The organism is Vibrio sp. V09_P4A23P171 (assembly GCF_963875615.1).
Lineage (GTDB): Bacteria > Pseudomonadota > Gammaproteobacteria > Enterobacterales > Vibrionaceae > Vibrio > Vibrio anguillarum.
The window spans coordinates 1-18012 of the sequence record NZ_CAWNMR010000070.1 but is presented as its reverse complement, the minus strand read 5'-3'; the positions used below and the strand labels follow the sequence as shown (position 1 = coordinate 18012).

Genomic DNA, 18012 nt, shown 5'->3' with positions numbered 1-18012 from the left:
GTGCCATGGCTGTTGAACTTAACGAATTACGTGATCAAATTGATGCTGTCGATAAACAAATGGTCGAGCTGCTTGCACGCCGATTAGCTTTGGTTGAAAAGGTGGGGGAGGTCAAGAGCCGACATGGTCTACCGATTTATGCTCCTGATCGAGAAGCGGCGATGCTGGCTTCTCGCCGCGCTGAAGCGGAAAGAAAAGGCGTCCCGCCGCAACTGATTGAAGATATTTTGCGCCGTACTATGCGTGAATCTTATGCCAGTGAAAAGGATTCTGGCTTTAAGTGCTTAAACCCAGAGCTGCGCTCTGTGGTGATTATTGGCGGTCATGGTCAACTTGGTGGCTTATTTGGCCGTATGTTCAAACTGTCGGGCTATCAGGTGAAAGTATTAGGCAGTAAAGATTGGCATCAAGCCGATGAGATACTGCATGATGCCGGTTTGGTTGTGGTGACGGTTCCTATTCACTTAACCGTCGGTGTGATTGAAAAACTTGCTCATTTGCCTGCCGATTGTATTTTGTGCGACCTCACATCGATTAAGTCTAAGCCGCTACAGGCGATGCTTAAAACACACTCTGGCCCAGTGGTTGGATTACACCCAATGTTTGGTCCAGATGTCCCTAGTATGGCCAAGCAAGTGATCGTCTATTGCGATGGGCGAGGAGAAGAGAGTTATCAGTGGTTGCTAAAACAGTTTTCGATATGGGGAGCGAGTTTGTGCCAGATTGATGCCGCAGAACACGATCACGGCATGACCTTGATCCAAGCACTGCGTCACTTCACTTCGTTTGTATACGGTTTACATCTTTCTAAAGAAAATCCGAATATCCAAAAATTACTGCAGCTGAGTTCACCGATTTATCGTTTAGAACTGGCGATGGTTGGACGGCTTTTTGGTCAAGACCCTCACTTGTATGGCGATATCATTTTCTCATCGGAAGAGAACGTTGAGATGATAAAACGTTTTCATGCTTGTTTTGGTGAGGCGTTAACCTTACTTGACGGGCGTGAGAAGCAAGCTTTTGTGGAAAACTTTAGCAAAGTGAGTGATTGGTTTGGCAGTTATTCACAACAATTTATGCTTGAAAGTCAAAACCTGTTAAAACAAGCGAACGATGCCATTCATCGTGTTTAAGGCTGTCTGAACGGCGAGTGCGGTTGTTGTGAATACGGCCGCCGCTCATTCTTCCGGTTCATCCCCTAAATCAGACAAGTATTCCAGTTCGCGATGGAGCAAACTTTCATCACCCATGTTCAATTCAACTAAACGTTTCAAATGGCCAATACTTTCAATATCAATGTGATTGATGCTGACACGAATAATGTTGTTTTGAATGTGGATCAACTTGGCGACTAGATTAATAGTGACATCGCTGTCTGGTAGTGTGAAATGGACTTGTGCCATTTCATTGAGCACTAATTTGTCCGCGTCAGGGCATGAGAGCAATAACCCATGCAGCGACAAATCCTGAATCGTTGTGGTGACGGTATGTTTACCTTGCAATAAGGTGGCAGGCATCTGATAGATGATGCGTGAAAAGCGACGTCTTTCAATCATGGTACTCTCTCTTGTTGAGCGTTGACCTGTGCCAGCTTCGGCTCTGTATCGATCATTGAAAAATTATACCCATTAAGTTTAGACCTAATTGAAGGCAGTGTCGCGAATCCTGCATCTTGTTGTGTGATGCGTGATGTACAAGTAATAAAAAGGCCGCAATAGATTGCGGCCAGAGACTTCAAATACAGAGTTATTTGGTCATACGCTTGTATTTAATGCGGTGTGGTTCAGCCGCTTGAGCGCCCAATGTCTGTTTTAACCACTCAGTGTATTCGCTGTAGTTGCCTTCATAGAATTTCACTTCACCTTCATCACGGTAGTCCAGAATGTGGGTCGCAATACGGTCTAGGAACCAACGGTCGTGCGAGATAACCATGGCGCAACCAGGGAATTCCAGCAGCGCTTCTTCCAATGCGCGTAGCGTTTCAACATCCAGATCGTTGGTTGGTTCGTCGAGTAATAGGACGTTACCGCCAGCTTTAAGCAATTTGGCTAAGTGAACACGGTTGCGCTCACCACCCGATAGCTGACCGAGCACTTTTTGTTGATCGACACCTTTGAAGTTAAAGCGAGAGCAGTAAGCACGCGCAGGAATTTCAAAATTGTTGATCTTGATAATATCCGCCCCTTCAGAGATCTCTTGGAAGACGGTATTTTTGTCGTTCATGCTGTCACGGAACTGATCAACCGAGGCTAATTTCACGGTTGCGCCCAATTCAATTTCACCAGAATCTGGTTGCTCTACGCCACTTAGCATTTTAAACAGCGTTGATTTACCCGCACCGTTAGCACCGATGATGCCGACAATCGCTCCTTTCGGCATGCTAAATGACAAATTATCAATCAGTACACGATCACCAAACGATTTGGTTAAGTTACGAACTTCCAATACTTTGTCACCTAAACGTTCGCCCGGCGGGATGAAGAGTTCGTTGGTTTCATTACGTTTTTGATGTTCAGTATTATTAAGTTCTTCAAAGCGTGCCATACGTGCTTTGGATTTTGCTTGGCGGCCTTTCGGGTTTTTACGAACCCATTCCAGCTCTTTTTCAATCGTTTTTTGACGAGCACTCTCTTGAGATGATTCTTGCTTTAAGCGTTCATCTTTCTGTTCGAGCCACGAGGTGTAGTTACCTTGCCAAGGAATGCCTTCACCGCGGTCAAGTTCTAAAATCCAACCAGCAGCATTATCAAGGAAGTAACGGTCGTGGGTGATGGCGACGACTGTGCCTGAATAGTCGACAAGGAAGTGCTCTAGCCAAGCAACAGATTCCGCGTCTAAGTGGTTGGTTGGTTCGTCAAGCAGCAGCATATCTGGCTTTTCAAGTAGCAAACGGCAGATCGCCACACGGCGGCGCTCACCACCAGACAAAACGGCGATTTTAGCATCCCATTCTGGTAGACGAAGTGCATTGGCCGCACGTTCTAAAGCGTTCTCTAAATTATGGCCATCTTTGGCTTGAATCAGAGCCTCGAGCTCACCTTGCTCTTTGGCTAACGCATCAAAATCGGCGTCGGGTTCTGCATATGCCGCATAAACAGCATCGAGGCGAGTTAGTGCGCCAGCAACATCAGAAACGGCCTCTTCCACCACTTCACGCACGGTTTTTGATTCATCCAGTACTGGTTCTTGAGGCAAGTAGCCGACTTTCAATCCTGCTTGCGGGCGTGCTTCCCCATCAATATCAGTATCGATGCCAGCCATGATACGTAACAGGGTGGATTTACCTGAACCATTGAGACCTAAAACACCGATTTTAGCTCCAGGGAAAAAGCTCAGAGAGATGTCTTTGAGAATTTGACGCTTAGGCGGGACAATTTTACTCACCCGCGACATGGTATATACGTATTCAGCCATTGCCGATTGTTCCTAATCTTAGTAACAGAAGAAAGTGGTCATTTTATACCAAAGCGATCGCATTTGTTACTAGGTACCTAATTTTTAGAGCTTAGATGGTGTTTTTCATCGATAAAAAAGTAACGAAACATTAAGTTACTAAGTTCATATGTCGCACTTTTATGAATTTAATATTATTTACATCTATGGCCTTTACTTTTTTATCTAGAATCAGCGTAATGAAACGGAAATTCCCTTGCTTTGGATAGGACGAGAGCACATGGCGCTCATGCATTTTATAAGACCGCAGCGATTGTTATCATCAATATTAGCGTTGAGCTCCTTGGTGTGCGGCACCGCGTTTTCAGGCGCAATAGAGGACTTGGATAGTCAACGAGAGCTGTATGATCAAGCTCAGAGGTGGCTTGATGAAGATAAAGTTGATGAAGCTAAAAAAATTAGAAATAAGATCAAAAACTATCCATTGACGCCTTATCTGGATTATCGATCTCTGCTGGTCGATATTGGTAATAAACCGCCATTAGCGGTTCAGGTTTTTATCGATACACATCAAGATTTCCCGTTTTCAAACCGCATTCGAGCACCGTATTTAGATGCGTTGGCGGCGAAAGGAAAATGGGCCACCTTGCTTGATTTTCAAAAAGCGGAGCCGAATGATGAGCCTTATCGCTGTCATTACTACAATGCGCATTACCAAACAGGCCAGCGAGATATTGCGTTCAAAGGCGCACAAAAATTATGGCTCAGTGGCAGTAGCATTTCTGACGCCTGTGATCCACTCTTCACCGCATGGAGTGAGCAAGGCGGGTTAACCGATGACTGGTTGCTTAAACGAATGTTATTGGCGTTTGATGGGCGTAATTTAACGCTAATGAAATACTTACAGAAAAAATTAGTTAAGCCAAAATCACAGGCGACAGCGCAAGCGATGATGGATCTCTACCGCTCGCCAGAAAATGTGCTGACTTTTGCTAAACAATACACCGATGGCACGTTTAATCAGCAGTCGATTCAATTTGCGTTAGAAAAGCTAGCACGCCAAGATGCAAAGCTTGCGCAAAGTGTGTACCAAACTCTTCTCGATCAGAAAATACTGGCGGATGCTTATCAGCGTCCTATTGCAGAATATATAGCCAGAATATTGCTTGATACCGAGGAGCAAGCACTCGCAATCTGGCGAGATAGTGTGATAGCGCAAAGCTCAAACAGTCTTTTGCTCGAGCAGAGGATCCGCAAGGCACTGACCGTTGGTCGTTGGGATGAAGTGAAATTCTGGACAGAGCAGCTCCCTGCTGATGAAAAAGCCAGCTTACGTTGGCAATATTGGCTTGGGCGCGCTGATATTGCGTTGGGTGATGAAGCCAAAGGATTACAACGTTTAAATGCGATGATTGGGCAACGTAATTTCTACAGTGTCGCGGCCGCTAATATGGTGAAACAGTCAGTAAATTATCCCAGTACATCGATTAAGCTTAATCCCAATTTATTGACGCCGTATAAAAAAGCCTTAGTACGGATCCAAGAGCTGATTGAACGAGATAAAATCGCGGCTGCAAAAAGTGAATGGAAATGGTTACTCGATCGTGCAGATACAAAAGAAAAAGAGATGCTAGCGGCCTACGCCGACTCCCAACGTTGGTATAGTTTAACTGTGACAGCCTCTATTTCGGCGCGGATGTGGGACAACATGCAATTGCGTTTTCCATTAGCCCATCAATGGTGGTTTAACTTCTATGGCCAAAAACACGACATTGACCCAATTATGCTGATGTCACTTGCTCGTCAAGAAAGTGGAATGGATGTTGAGGCTCAATCGCCCGTTGGCGCTCGCGGTATCATGCAGATTATGCCGAGCACGGCTAAGTATACGGCTAAAAAATATCAGCTGACCTATAACGATGAGCAAGAGTTATATGAGGTGGGCAAAAATATCGAAATAGGCAGCCATTACTTAAATGGATTATTAGAGCAATACAGCGACAATCGAATTTTTGCATTTGCTGCCTATAACGCTGGGCCAAATCGCGTCAATCAATGGCGAGAGAAAACACAAGGCAAGTTAGATGCTTACGCTTTTATTGAAGCGATCCCTTTTCGGGAAACCCGCGGGTATGTGCAAAATATTTTGATGTTTGAGACTTACTATCGAGATTTGATGGGGATTGAAGGTGAATTTCTCAACCAAGATGAGCTCAATACAAAATATTAATTCCAATACGAAGTGAAAGTTCTACAATAGCGGAACGTATCACTTTGCGAGTACATTCATGCCACACCAACCTGAGTACACTGATTGGCAGCAGCTAATGGAATTGGTTAAATCAGCCACAGAGCAAGAGCAGCACGCCATGCTACTCACCATGATGATGACCCCAGATGAGCGAGATGCGCTCGTGGCGCGTGCGAACATCTTATGTGAGCTACTTAAAGGGGAGTTATCACAGCGGCAGATTAGCCAATTGCTCGGAGTAGGAATTGCGACCATTACGCGTGGCTCAAATGAGCTCAAAAGTAAATCAGAACAAGAAAAGTCGCAATTAGCCGCTCTGCTACTCAAGGTGTCTTAGGGGTTCCTTGAGTTTGCCAACCTTTTATAAATTAGCAGGGAAATGCTCTGGGTTGATAAAAGGGATTAACGCGAGGATCAATGCTTGATGGTAGACCGAGCTGCGAGTGAGTTGGTTATGAGTGAGCAGGCTGATCGCCCCACCTTTCTGTTTGATATTTTGGCAGTCAAACAGTTTATCCATCACATCGCCTAGCTCATTTTCATGGCTTAACAGCTTCAATACTTGAGGTGGTAGCATTAAGCTGGCTGAACGCGATTCTCCTCGATGAGTGGCGGATTCAATCACCATCCATGCAAAAGTCACTGTATTCTCAATGCCCGCTTCTAACCCGACGTAATAATCTGCCGTGGGATCTTGCTCTTTCGCATTTCGTACTCGGTTAAGTGCGCCTTGATGGGTTTCTTCATCTGTCATCGGTTGATCCGCGACACCACTGGGCACACTCACCCCTTTAAATGAGAAAGTATCCAGCGGAAAGGTACTTTCAAATGCACTTTTGACTGCATTGATTTTGGCCGGGTTAAGAGAGGCAATGATCACATTTTTCATAAACAGCGTTTAACTCTTTTTGTTGTTGATACCATGAAACCAACGCATTTAATGGCATTGGTTTGGCAAAATAATAGCCTTGCATGAAATCACATTGGTAATCAGCAAGCCAATTATGCATCTCTTTACTTTCAATCCCTTCAGCTGTGACTTGCATTGATTGAGAGTGGCAAAGTTCGATCAAAGGCTTAATGATCTTGTGATTGTCAGTGGTGATGAGTGTATCTAAAAAAAGCCGATCGAACTTAATTTTTTGTACTGGATATTGCACCAATTGAGTAATGGAGGTGTAACCAGAACCGAAATCATCAATCGCCAATCCGTAGCCTAAATGCGATAGTTCGTGAAGCAGTGGAAAACCTTTTGAATTGGCAGAAAAAGTTTCTGTAATTTCAAAATCAATCAAATGGGGAGGAACTGCATTCTCCTGCGCATGTTTATGAATGTAATGAGCTAACTGTAAAGAGTTTAATTCTGCTGATGAAAGGTTAATCGATAACTGAACAGGGTGTTCAAACATCGCTTGCAGTGCATGGAACTCCTCGAAAGCTGAACGGACGACCCAGCGATCAATGTTGCCAAATAACCCGGTTTGTTCGGCTATCGGAATAAATTCTTTTGGTGAAATCGTACCGAGCAGGTTGGATTCCCAACGAAGTAAAACTTCAAATCCTGAGACTGTATTGCCAGCACGATTTAAATAAGGTTGATAGACCAAGCTAAATTCCTGATCAAAATCACCTCGGCGTAATGCTTGCTCAATATTGGCTCTGCGCTGAACACCCTTATTGAGCTCTGGCGAGTAGTAAGCTATTTGGTTCTTCCCAGCATTTTTTGCTTGATACATGGCCGTATCAGCATTAGATAATAATTTTTCTAAGGTATAGCCATCGGTTGGGTAGGTGGCTATGCCGATACTTGCTGTGATTGGGAAGTTCCCGAGTGGTGAATTGTGCTGATTTTGTAGTGGAGCCAGTAACTGGCTTGCAAATTCGCTTGCGGCTTGTTTAAAAGTACTAGGGGCAGAGATAAAAATTGAGAACTCATCCCCAGAGAGTCGAGCAGCTAAACTTTTAACTTGATACTTTTCAAAGGAAAAGTTGCGCAATGAGCCGATATGTTGTGCAAAATTGACTAACAATACATCACCAATCTGATGTCCATATTTATCATTGACGTATTTGAAATTATCTAAATCAATATACAAAACCCAGATGTTATCTGTGTGTCTTGCTTTTGCTAGCACTCTTTCTACCGATTGTTGAAAGTGGTGGCGATTGGCAAGTTTTGTTAAGTGGTCGTACTCGGCAAGTGCTTTTGTTTTCTTATATGTGGTATCAAGCTCCTGATACATATCGTAAAAACGAGAGGATAGCCGGCCAATTTCATCGTTACTCTTGAGAGTTTCGATATTGTCACGCTGCTTATTCTCTACTTCTTTCAATTGTTGATCTAATTGGGATATGGGCTTGATTACATGCCGGTATAATAAATACAAAAGCAGCAACACAGTCACTAGAGTCGATATTCCAAACGACAACGCTAACCGTTTTTTAATGGCATAAAGTTTGTCGTTAATTAGATACTGTGCAGGATCGAGCGTGGCATAAAGATCTGATTTTAATTCAACAGTTTGCGTTAATCCTACCTTTTTAATATCCGCTACGTCAGTGAAGAAAATGGTACTTCGGTTATCAAATTCTATTTTCTTCATCAGTCGATTAAAGGGTTCTAGTACGACGAAAACAACAACAAAGAAAATTTTATCGCGGTTATAGCTAAGCGGTGTCGTAAGTGTTTGAGTATCTAAAACATCATACCGAACTAGAATACCTTCACCGCTGGAATTTGTCGTATAGTCAACATAAGAGGTTTTCTGAGTGCTATCGAAAGTGTCTTGTATGTGGTTGAGAATTTTTGTATCGATTTTAGCGAAGGGGTCACCACTATTTTCGGCATAATAAAGAACATTTTTGCTGCCATCCAAAATCGATAACGCAATGAAATTATTCTCTTGTGATTGGAGAATGTCCAATGTTTGCTGAAAGTTATCAACCAGTTCTAACTCTCGATAAGGGTTGCGCTCATGTGCAACGTAGTGACGAATGATATCGCTTTTCGTGAGGGTGTAAGCGTAGCTATTCACCAGGTATTGGGTTTGACGAAAGTGACCCGCGAGTTTTTCCATACTCAGTTGAAGATAGCTTTCTTCTCTTTTCAGCAAAGCATCTTTCTGATTGGAGTAGATAATGTAACTAGATGCCACTGCACTGAGAAGAATAACCGGTGTTATCAGCAACAGAATTCTATTGTTGAGCTTCATGTTGTTCCAAAATACTGTTAATGATTTTTGCTCTCAAACTAATATCGGCAGGGAGCAATTCGCTATCAATAATGCCTTGCTCTAACAAAGCTGGGTTTGGAAATAATGATGCATCATTTCGGTAACTATCTGGCATTAAATTTAGGGCACTTAAGTTTGGTGTCGCAGCTTTAATATCTTTTGCATTTATTGCGGCAACTTCTGGGCTCAATAAGTGGTTTATAAACTCTTTTGCATGCTCTTTATTTTTTGAATTGCTGTTGATGGCTAAACAATCCACCCAAATATAGGGTCGGCCTTGCGGGGTGACAAAATCCCAATCATTGCTGCCAAAATACTTATTCAATGAAAATTGGTCACCGCTGTATGCGAGTGCCATATCTAAGCCATCACTGTCAGGATGGCTTCGGACGTAACTCAATATATATTCATAGGTTAAGATGTTGTGATTCACGGATAGCATCTTTTGATAAGCCTGTTTCAGTGCATTATCGTTATTTGTAATTGGCGATTGTTGTTGGGCATACAATGCTGGCAGCAGGGTTTCAACTGTATCGTGAAGCATCCCCACATGGCCTTGGAGTGCTGGTGGCATATCGATGAGATCAGCCCAGTTTTTGGGTTTGGCTGGAAATTTACTTTTTTTGTAGACGATGCCTACGGTTCCCCAAAAGTAGGGAACGGCGTGGCTACCGCACGCTTGATTCCATTTCGTATCATTATGCTTTCTATTCGGTAGAGCACGAAGATCTTCAAAGGTGTTGAGCCGAGAGTAGATAAGAGCTGATACGTTATCTAACACTACAATATCAAAAGGCAGCTGGACACTTTTGACCATCAATAGACTGCGTTCATCGTCATTATCAAAATGATATAGATTAATATCGATGCCGCTGCTTTGCCGCCATTGATCAACGATTTGCGGTGACATAGTGTCTTCCCACAAATAAATATTGAGCTCTGAGCTTCGAATGTGCGCTGAAATGCCTAGCAGAAATAGCATTAAAGCCAAAGGATGGATTTTCATCATGATATAAGTAGATGAACCTTATTTATTGGAAAAGGGCATCGTTCACAATGAAAGTGTCACAGATATCTTATGACGTGCGGAATATATTCCGTGAATTCAAAGTAGGCTGACAGCCCAAAACATAGTGATTAATTATGTGTGAAATGATTGGGCATTATATGAACTATGTTGATGGCTGTCAGCTGACTTCTGTCAAATATTTGACTTAAATGTGATTATTGAAGTTTTACTTGGGTCGGTTTAACATTTTCGCTTGGGTAGCAACCTAATACTTTTAAATGCTTAGTGATTTTTGTTAGCTCATTCAATGCTTGCTGCATTTCAATGGAATCAAGATGAGATTCAAGATCAACATAGAACATTTCTTCCCAAGGATTACCCATAATAGGTCTCGATTCCAATTTGGTCATATTGATGCCGTAGCGTTGCAGCACTAACAAGCTTTCAACAAGTGAACCAGCTTGTTGTGATGTCGACATGATTAATGTCGTCTTCGCTGGAATTTGAGTAGAGACTTCCACGGGTTTTCGCGCAACAACAATAAAGCGAGTCTGGTTTTCTGTTTGATTGGCGATATTAGATTTGATCGATTGTAAGCCGTACAGTTTACCGCTGGAGGCATTGCCAATTGCGGCAACATCGTTGCGATTAAGCTGCTGTACTTTTTGCATCGCATCAGCGGTGCTCGCACAGGTTTCAAGTGTAACGCCTTTTAGGCGGCTTAAAAATTCGCTGCACTGCTGGTGGGGCTGTGGGTGTGAATAAAGGATTTTAAGCTCTTCCAAACGTAATTCAGAGGTGGCGACCAAGCAGTGCTCAATCGGTAAAGTGAGCTCACCGACAATGTACAAGGTAGTATGTTGCAGCAAATCATACACTTCGTTAATTGAACCTGAACTGGTATTTTCAATCGGCAATACCCCATAGTCAGCATGACCTGATTCAACTGTTTTAGTGACTTCTTTAAACTGATCGCAATTGAGTTCGATCAACTCTGTATTTTTACGACTGAAGTACTCACGGGTTGCAAGATGGGAGTAAGAACCTTTAGCACCTAAAAAAGCAACCCTTGCCAGCGGTTTACGGCTCAGTTGCGGATTGGCTAGATTCTGCAAGTATGCTTGCTGTAGCAAGACGGAGTCTTCAATGATGGTATGAAATAGTTTAGTAATATACTGAGCATCTAAATTGTATTTTTCTTTACCAGTGTTAATCAATTTGACTAAAAGTTGCTGTTCACGTATTGCATCTCTCACAGGTTTTGCGGTTTCCACTTTGCTTTTAGCGACTTCAATGCTGAACTTTCGACGTTCTGCCAGTAGGTTTAGCAGTTGATCATCAAGCTCGTTCAGTCGCAAGCGGATCTCTTCAAGTGAATAGTGCTTTTCAGTCATAAAAATGTCCTTGTAAAAAAGCCTCCCAGTGGGAGGCTTCCTGTTCGTTTTTGACTTATCTTCTGTCAACGACCATGCCTCCAAGGTTATTGGAGAAAAAAGAAGTCAAAAAAGAACAGTGAGGTTAAGTGCATAAGAAGGTGATTCCTCTTTGAATGTAAAGACACAATAAGCAAGCAACCGTAGAGCGTCAAGCAAAAAAATAGCGCTTGAAAGCGCTATTTTTCATCATATTAAACTTTATTCAACTTCTTCTTCTACTTCCGGTTTGTCGGTACGACGAGCTTCCGGTTTATGGCGCAGTTTGTTGAGTTGGCGTTCTAATTTTTGTTCTACCTCATTGATAGCTGCGTAAAGATCTTCGTGGGTTGCAGAAGCGACTAATTGTCCTTTGGGTACCGTGATAATAGCTTCGAATCTTTTTTGTTTATTGGGCTCTTCACTAAAGCTAGCTTGGCATCCTATGATATCCACTTGCCATTTTTCTAGTTTTTTAAATTTGCTCTCAATGTGAGTGCGGATTGCAGAGGTGATGTCGATATTTTTACCAGTGATAGTTACTTTCATAGATGTTTTCCTCTGTTGCATCCCTCATGGGTTAACTTCAGATTACTGATTTAATACTAAAGTAATGTGATATATATCACTTTATTGAATGTGATTTCAAAGGGCGAGTTTAAACGTGATCTCACGCAAAGAGTGCTGACAAAGAGTAAAGAAAAAGCTTGTGATTCCTATCAATCTGGATAGATTGGTTAAAAGATCAAGCTAAGAATTTCCCATTTTTAGGGTGTTTTTGCGGCCTAAAAAGAGCGCTGCTCATTTCTTATTCAAGTGTTTTTTGTGATCTTTATTCTAACGATGTTTTGAACACCTCCCTTTTTATTTCAGTTTTCCCTGCACCACTCATTTTCCAGCCGTCTTTTGCTGGCGTGTTATTATTCCCATCGACTCCAAATAAAAAAACCACTCAAAGCGTGAGTGGTTTTCATGGCGTACCTAAGCTTATTGCAAACTATTGTGGATTGAGTGCAATTAACTTTTGAGTTCTGGCAATGGCATCGTTCAGTTTGAGCTGTTTATACGCTTCCAACTGAATGTGTAATGATTTGCGAGCCGCTTCAGTGTCTGGATACGTTTTTTGTAGCTCCTGAGCACGGTTGATGGCCGCAATCCAAGATTCACGGCGTAAGTAAAAATCAGCTGTGGCAAGGTCATATTCAGCCAGCCTATTTTTTAACGCGAATAAGCGTTTATGAGCATCTTCTGCATAAGGGCTTGTTGGGTAGCGTTGCAGCAGTTTCTTAAAATCAGCAAACGCAGCTTTTACCGGTTCTGGATCACGATCCGCGCGATCGACATTAAATAGGTCATGCATGAAGTTGCGATCTTGCGCCATATGCGTCAAACCACGCATGTAGAGTACCCAATCCATTTTTTCATGGGTTGGATTCAAACGGGTAAAGCGTTCAATGGTCGCTAAACCTAACGCAAGATCATCGTTTTTGTAGTAAGCGTAAATAAGGTCAAGTTGAACTTGTTCTGAATACGCGCCGAAGGGATAACGTGAATCTAACGCCTCAAGTTTTTGAATGGCTGTTAGCCAGTTACCACTTTGCAGTGAGGTTTGTGCTTCTGAGTATAATTCAGAAGGCGGCACATCAGGGACAATCTCTTCGCTGCTTGAACAGCCAAATAACAGTGATAATGCGAGTAAGCCTGATAAAGTGTGGTGTTTCATGACAGGAGTCGTTTCCTTGAATTAATGCTTCTTAATTGAGTGCGTAATCGCTTTACAAATCGTTTCGTTACTTTCTTAGCAGTAACAGATACAATGACGCCATATTTTATCCATACTAGACGCTATTAGTCTCACGGTTTTTAAAAAAGTTCGATATGGCTCAGCAGATTGAATTAACAAATACAGTAAAAGATAGCCAGTTAGGTCAACGTTTAGACCAAGCTGTCGCTGAATTATTCGCAGATTTCTCTCGTTCACGTCTAAAAGAGTGGCTTTTAGAAGGCAAAGTTCAGGTCAATGGTGAGGTGATCACTAAACCAAGAACGAAAGTCATGGGGGGAGAAATCATTACGGTCCAAGCCGAGCTTGAAGATGAAGAGCGTTGGGAAGCGCAAGATATACCTTTAAATATCGTGTATGAAGATGACGATATTATGGTCATCAACAAACCACGAGATTTTGTCGTTCATCCAGGCGCGGGTACTCCAGATGGCACAGTGTTAAATGCACTATTGTTCCACTATCCAGCTATTGCAGAAGTACCTCGTGCGGGGATTGTGCATCGTTTGGATAAAGATACGACTGGTTTAATGGTGGTCGCTAAAACGGTTCCTGCACAAACACACTTAGTTCGAGCGTTGCAAAAGCGTAAGATTACGCGTGAATATGAAGCGATTGTGATCGGTACTATGACTGCTGGTGGGATGATCGATAAGCCGATTGGCCGCCACTCAACAAAACGTACATTGATGGCGGTAAGCCCGATGGGTAAACCAGCGGTAACTCACTATCGTGTGGCCGAGCATTTTCGTGAACATACTCGCCTTCGGTTGCGTTTAGAAACGGGCCGTACTCACCAAATTCGTGTGCATATGTCATATTTACAGCATCCTTTGCTTGGGGATACCGCCTATGGTGGCCGCGCTAGGATTCCGAAAGGGGCAACGCAAGAGCTGACCGATATGATCCGTGGTTTTGATCGTCAGGCTTTGCATGCCGTTATGCTTCGACTTGAGCATCCTGTGACTGGTGAAATGCTAGAATTTCATGCGCCAGTACCTGACGATATGATCATTATGGCGGAAGCTTTACGCGTAGATACTAAGTTGAATAAAAAAGACGAGTTCTAATGCAGAAGATCATCCCTAACTGGAATGCACCTAAACATGTAAAAGCTTTCTCCTCGACTAGAGTCGGTGGCTTTTCGTTAGCTCCTTATCAAGGGCTGAATTTAGGCATGCATGTTGGGGATGATCCTTTATCCGTTGAAAAAAATCGCCAATGGCTAACGCAGCAAGCGGCGATGCCCTCTGAACCTATTTGGCTTGAACAAACGCATTCAACACAAGTGCTAGAGGTTACTCAACCTACTCAGCAGATTCTGAGTGCCGATGGTGTTTTTACCCATCAGCATAATGTGGTTTGTTCTGTAATGACCGCTGATTGCTTACCTGTTCTACTCACTAATCACCAAGGCAGCGAAGTGGCTGCAGTTCATGCTGGTTGGCGCGGTTTAGCTAATGGGATACTCGAAAATACGCTCGCCAAATTTTCTAGTGATATCCTTGCTTGGCTCGGTCCTGCTATCGGTCCTACGGCATTTGAAGTCGGTGATGATGTATACCATGCCTTTGTTGATCAAAATACCAAAGCAAAGGCCGCATTTTCTCTTCAAGAGAATGGAAAATGGCTAGCAAATATTGCACAGTTAGCCACGTTAAGGTTGCATCAATGCGGTGTTTCAGAAATATCAGATAGCGGCCTTTGTACCTTCCATAATCCTCATCAGTTTTATTCCTATCGACGCGACGGAATCACAGGTCGCCAAGCTTCATTTATTTGGATCGAAGAGTAACTTACGCAAGATCAATCTTCCCTAACTTGCCCCTTGAAAAAGCACTAGTGCGTAGCCATCTTTAGCTACGTAAGATTAGTTTCTCAATTAAGGTGAGGAAAGTTGGTATGCGTCTTGATCGATTTACAAGCAAATTTCAAATTGCCATTTCTGATGCTCAATCATTGGCATTAGGCCGTGATCATCAATATATCGAGCCTGTTCATTTGATGGTGGCATTGCTCGATCAAAATGGCAGTCCAATTCGTCCACTTCTTACTATGTTAAGTGTGGACGTTATGCAGTTGCGCTCGAAGCTCAGTGAGATATTAGACCGTTTGCCAAAAGTTAGCGGTATCGGTGGTGATGTTCAGCTTTCTAGCGCAATGGGTACTATGTTCAATTTGTGCGATAAACTCGCGCAAAAACGGCAAGATTCCTACATTTCTTCGGAAGTGTTTTTGCTAGCCGCACTAGAAGATAAGGGCGCGCTTGGTCAATTACTCAAAGAAATAGGGCTTACCGAGAAAAAAGTTTCTGAAGCAATAGAAAAAGTGCGTGGAGGTCAGAAAGTGAATGATCCAAATGCAGAAGAGCTAAGACAAGCGCTTGAGAAATTCACAATAGATCTAACTGAACGAGCGGAACAAGGCAAACTTGATCCTGTCATCGGGCGTGATGATGAAATTCGTCGCACCATTCAAGTATTGCAACGCCGGACCAAAAACAACCCCGTGATTATTGGTGAGCCCGGTGTAGGTAAAACGGCGATTGTGGAAGGGTTAGCGCAGCGCATTATTAATAATGAAGTGCCAGAAGGTCTACGTGGTCGTCGAGTATTGTCATTAGACATGGGGTCTTTGGTCGCAGGGGCTAAGTATCGTGGTGAATTTGAAGAACGCTTAAAATCGGTGCTTAACGAGCTAGCGAAAGAAGAGGGTAATGTCATCCTCTTTATTGATGAGTTGCACACTATGGTCGGTGCAGGTCGAGGCGAAGGCGCAATGGATGCGGGGAATATGCTTAAGCCCGCTCTGGCTCGAGGAGATCTACACTGCGTCGGTGCGACGACTTTGGACGAATATCGTCAATATATAGAGAAAGATCCGGCACTTGAGCGACGTTTCCAAAAGGTACTGGTTGATGAGCCTAGCGTAGAAGACACAGTAGCTATTTTGCGTGGTTTGAAAGAGCGTTATGAGCTCCATCACCATGTGGAGATCACCGATCCCGCTATTGTTGCTGCTGCGAGCTTATCGCACCGTTATATTTCTGATCGCCAGTTGCCCGATAAAGCGATTGACTTGATCGATGAAGCCGCTTCAAGTATTCGAATGCAAATAGATTCAAAGCCAGAATCTTTAGATAAGCTTGAGCGCAAAATTATTCAGCTGAAAATTGAGCAACAAGCGCTAACGAATGAACACGATGAAGCGAGTGAAAAACGCTTACAGGTGTTAAACGAAGAGTTAAAAGTGAAAGAGCGCGAGTTTGCCGAGCTGGAAGAAGTTTGGAATGCGGAAAAAGCAGCTCTTTCGGGTACACAGCATATTAAGTCCGAATTAGAGCAAGCGCGTATGGATATGGATTTCGCACGTAGAGCGGGTGACTTGAACCGTATGTCAGAACTTCAATATGGCCGAATTCCTGAACTTGAAAAGCAGCTCGACCTTGCAACTCAAGCTGAAATGCAAGAGATGACTTTACTGCGCAACAAAGTAACTGATGTAGAAATAGCGGAAGTGCTTTCAAAGCAAACTGGTATTCCAGTTTCTAAAATGCTGGAAGCTGAGAAAGAAAAACTGCTGCAAATGGAGGATGCGCTGCATCAACGAGTTATCGGACAAGTTGAAGCCGTCGAAGTGGTATCAAATGCGATTCGCCGTAGCCGAGCTGGGTTATCTGATCCAAATAGACCGATTGGTTCCTTCTTATTCTTAGGGCCAACTGGTGTGGGTAAAACTGAATTGTGTAAAACACTCGCAAACTTTATGTTTGATAGTGAAGATGCCATGGTGCGAATCGACATGTCTGAGTTTATGGAAAAACACTCAGTAGCGCGATTAGTCGGCGCGCCTCCAGGTTATGTGGGCTACGAAGAGGGTGGCTACTTGACCGAGGCTATTCGTCGTAAACCGTACTCGGTTATCTTGTTGGATGAAGTTGAGAAAGCACACCCTGATGTCTTTAATATCCTACTACAGGTATTAGATGATGGGCGCTTAACTGATGGACAAGGACGCACAGTTGATTTTCGTAATACAGTGGTAATTATGACCTCAAACTTAGGGTCTTCGCAAATTCAAGAAAAATTCGCAAGCTTGGATTATGAAGGCATTAAAAAAGAGGTAATGGAGATTGTAGGTAAACATTTTAGACCAGAGTTCTTAAACCGAGTGGATGAAAGTGTAGTATTCCATCCGTTGGCGCAAGAACAAATTAAATCGATCGCTTCTATTCAATTAGCCCGTCTTGGTAAACGAATGGAAGAGAAAGGTTATCAGCTTGAGGTATCTGAAAAAGCGTTAGAGCTGATTTCTCAAGTTGGGTTTGATCCTGTTTACGGAGCAAGACCATTGAAACGCGCTATTCAACAAAGCGTTGAAAATCCATTAGCGAAAGAAATCTTGGCAGGAAGAATCCTACCGGATAAAAAAGTTAAGCTAGTTGTTAGCAATGACCAAATTATTGCTCATCAAGACTAAACATTTACATTCAAAAGGGCCAGAAATGGCCCTTTTTGTTTGAAAATCACTCTCATTGGTTCTTTTATGAGCTGTCAGTTCGTTTTTATGAGAAAGTTTCATTTTAAGACTTGTGTCCTTCTCTAAACTACCTATAATGCGCCTCGTTGTCAGGGCAGTGCTAGTTACTTCTGCTGATAACAGATGGACACTTGTTTAAAAGAAATAATCGATAAAGTGTTTGACACTTAAGGTTATATCGCTAGAATGTTCGTCCGCTTTGAATGCTTTTAGATAAGCATCCAAGCAAGCTCTTTAACAATATAAACCTATCAATCTGTGTGGGCACTCGTTGATGATAATCAAAAAAGATTTATCAATGAACTGAGTGACCAATCAGAATCAAGTTTACTTGATTTTGGCACAGTCAATTCATTGTTGTTCTGTTGGAACAACAATAGCTTTAAAATTAC

The 18012-nt window shown here is 42.9% G+C and carries 14 protein-coding genes and 1 other annotated feature; of the genes, 6 read left to right on the top strand and 8 right to left on the bottom strand.

Features of this window, described 5'->3' with window-relative positions:
- Positions 1 to 5: 5 nt before the first annotated feature.
- Positions 6 to 1133, top strand: coding sequence for a bifunctional chorismate mutase/prephenate dehydrogenase (gene tyrA, locus AACT23_RS16080; protein WP_017043283.1), 1128 nt, complete (start codon positions 6 to 8; stop codon positions 1131 to 1133).
- A gap of 45 nt (positions 1134 to 1178) precedes the next feature.
- Here the strand turns inward: tyrA and AACT23_RS16075 are convergent, their stop codons facing one another.
- Positions 1179 to 1556: a PilZ domain-containing protein gene (locus AACT23_RS16075; protein WP_013857542.1), complete on the bottom strand. Its 378-nt coding sequence runs from the start codon at positions 1554 to 1556 to the stop codon at positions 1179 to 1181.
- Positions 1557 to 1746: 190 nt separating this feature from the next.
- The gene (gene ettA, locus AACT23_RS16070; RefSeq protein WP_010319161.1) at positions 1747 to 3414 is read right to left on the bottom strand and encodes an energy-dependent translational throttle protein EttA; all 1668 of its coding nucleotides are present in this window, start codon (positions 3412 to 3414) and stop codon (positions 1747 to 1749) included.
- Between the two features lie 259 nt (positions 3415 to 3673).
- Here ettA and AACT23_RS16065 point away from each other — a divergent pair, with 259 nt between their 5' ends.
- Positions 3674 to 5623: a transglycosylase SLT domain-containing protein gene (locus AACT23_RS16065; protein WP_141195554.1), complete on the top strand. Its 1950-nt coding sequence runs from the start codon at positions 3674 to 3676 to the stop codon at positions 5621 to 5623.
- Positions 5624 to 5681: 58 nt separating this feature from the next.
- Entirely contained in the window at positions 5682 to 5981 is a 300-nt protein-coding gene (trpR, locus tag AACT23_RS16060) for a trp operon repressor (RefSeq protein ID WP_013857539.1), read from the top strand.
- 24 nt (positions 5982 to 6005) lie between these two features.
- Here trpR and yjjX read toward each other — a convergent pair whose 3' ends face one another.
- The 6 genes from yjjX to bamD all read right to left on the bottom strand — a co-directional run bounded on the left by yjjX (position 6006) and on the right by bamD (position 13021).
- Positions 6006 to 6533 carry an inosine/xanthosine triphosphatase gene (yjjX, locus tag AACT23_RS16055; protein ID WP_094128681.1) on the bottom strand — a complete coding sequence of 176 codons (528 nt, stop codon included), beginning with the start codon at positions 6531 to 6533 and terminating at the stop codon, positions 6006 to 6008.
- Complete coding sequence (locus AACT23_RS16050; protein ID WP_094128678.1) at positions 6505 to 8856, bottom strand: putative bifunctional diguanylate cyclase/phosphodiesterase; 2352 nt, start codon at positions 8854 to 8856, stop codon at positions 6505 to 6507. Before AACT23_RS16050 ends, yjjX begins: the two co-directional genes overlap by 29 nt.
- Positions 8840 to 9886, bottom strand: a complete 1047-nt coding sequence (locus AACT23_RS16045; protein WP_094128675.1) for a polyamine ABC transporter substrate-binding protein — start codon at positions 9884 to 9886, stop codon at positions 8840 to 8842. The genes AACT23_RS16050 and AACT23_RS16045 overlap by 17 nt, the downstream gene beginning before the upstream one ends.
- 215 nt (positions 9887 to 10101) lie before the next feature.
- Positions 10102 to 11280, bottom strand: a complete 1179-nt coding sequence (gene pheA / locus AACT23_RS16040) for a prephenate dehydratase (protein ID WP_026028348.1) — start codon at positions 11278 to 11280, stop codon at positions 10102 to 10104.
- A 12-nt stretch (positions 11281 to 11292) separates the two neighbouring features.
- Positions 11293 to 11411, bottom strand: a sequence feature (Phe leader region).
- Positions 11412 to 11520: 109 nt separating this feature from the next.
- Positions 11521 to 11847 (bottom strand): ribosome hibernation-promoting factor, HPF/YfiA family, encoded by a 327-nt coding sequence (gene hpf / locus AACT23_RS16035; protein ID WP_026027341.1) that lies wholly within the window; start codon positions 11845 to 11847, stop codon positions 11521 to 11523.
- Positions 11848 to 12295: 448 nt separating this feature from the next.
- Entirely contained in the window at positions 12296 to 13021 is a 726-nt protein-coding gene (bamD, locus tag AACT23_RS16030; RefSeq protein WP_013857531.1) for an outer membrane protein assembly factor BamD, read from the bottom strand.
- Positions 13022 to 13176: 155 nt separating this feature from the next.
- Between bamD and rluD the strand changes: the two genes are divergently transcribed.
- The 3 genes from rluD to clpB all read left to right on the top strand — a co-directional run bounded on the left by rluD (position 13177) and on the right by clpB (position 17560).
- Complete coding sequence (rluD, locus tag AACT23_RS16025; protein WP_013857530.1) at positions 13177 to 14151, top strand: 23S rRNA pseudouridine(1911/1915/1917) synthase RluD; 975 nt, start codon at positions 13177 to 13179, stop codon at positions 14149 to 14151.
- Positions 14151 to 14876, top strand: a complete 726-nt coding sequence (gene pgeF / locus AACT23_RS16020) for a peptidoglycan editing factor PgeF (protein WP_094128672.1) — start codon at positions 14151 to 14153, stop codon at positions 14874 to 14876. The genes rluD and pgeF overlap by 1 nt, the downstream gene beginning before the upstream one ends.
- 107 nt (positions 14877 to 14983) lie before the next feature.
- Positions 14984 to 17560: an ATP-dependent chaperone ClpB gene (gene clpB / locus AACT23_RS16015; protein WP_026027339.1), complete on the top strand. Its 2577-nt coding sequence runs from the start codon at positions 14984 to 14986 to the stop codon at positions 17558 to 17560.
- Positions 17561 to 18012: the final 452 nt, after the last annotated feature.

Bases quoted from the DNA above. Each gene is read 5' to 3' on its own strand.
- ettA (WP_010319161.1), bottom strand. From the start codon at position 3,414: ATGGCTGAATACGTATATACCATGTCGCGGGTGAGTAAAATTGTCCCG.
- pgeF (WP_094128672.1), top strand. From the start codon at position 14,151: ATGCAGAAGATCATCCCTAACTGGAATGCACCTAAACATGTAAAAGCT.
- yjjX (WP_094128681.1), bottom strand. From the start codon at position 6,533: ATGAAAAATGTGATCATTGCCTCTCTTAACCCGGCCAAAATCAATGCA.
- pheA (WP_026028348.1), bottom strand. From the start codon at position 11,280: ATGACTGAAAAGCACTATTCACTTGAAGAGATCCGCTTGCGACTGAAC.
- bamD (WP_013857531.1), bottom strand. From the start codon at position 13,021: ATGAAACACCACACTTTATCAGGCTTACTCGCATTATCACTGTTATTT.
- rluD (WP_013857530.1), top strand. From the start codon at position 13,177: ATGGCTCAGCAGATTGAATTAACAAATACAGTAAAAGATAGCCAGTTA.
- tyrA (WP_017043283.1), top strand. From the start codon at position 6: ATGGCTGTTGAACTTAACGAATTACGTGATCAAATTGATGCTGTCGAT.
- AACT23_RS16045 (WP_094128675.1), bottom strand. From the start codon at position 9,886: ATGATGAAAATCCATCCTTTGGCTTTAATGCTATTTCTGCTAGGCATT.
- hpf (WP_026027341.1), bottom strand. From the start codon at position 11,847: ATGAAAGTAACTATCACTGGTAAAAATATCGACATCACCTCTGCAATC.
- AACT23_RS16050 (WP_094128678.1), bottom strand. From the start codon at position 8,856: ATGAAGCTCAACAATAGAATTCTGTTGCTGATAACACCGGTTATTCTT.
- AACT23_RS16065 (WP_141195554.1), top strand. From the start codon at position 3,674: ATGGCGCTCATGCATTTTATAAGACCGCAGCGATTGTTATCATCAATA.
- clpB (WP_026027339.1), top strand. From the start codon at position 14,984: ATGCGTCTTGATCGATTTACAAGCAAATTTCAAATTGCCATTTCTGAT.
- AACT23_RS16075 (WP_013857542.1), bottom strand. From the start codon at position 1,556: ATGATTGAAAGACGTCGCTTTTCACGCATCATCTATCAGATGCCTGCC.
- trpR (WP_013857539.1), top strand. From the start codon at position 5,682: ATGCCACACCAACCTGAGTACACTGATTGGCAGCAGCTAATGGAATTG.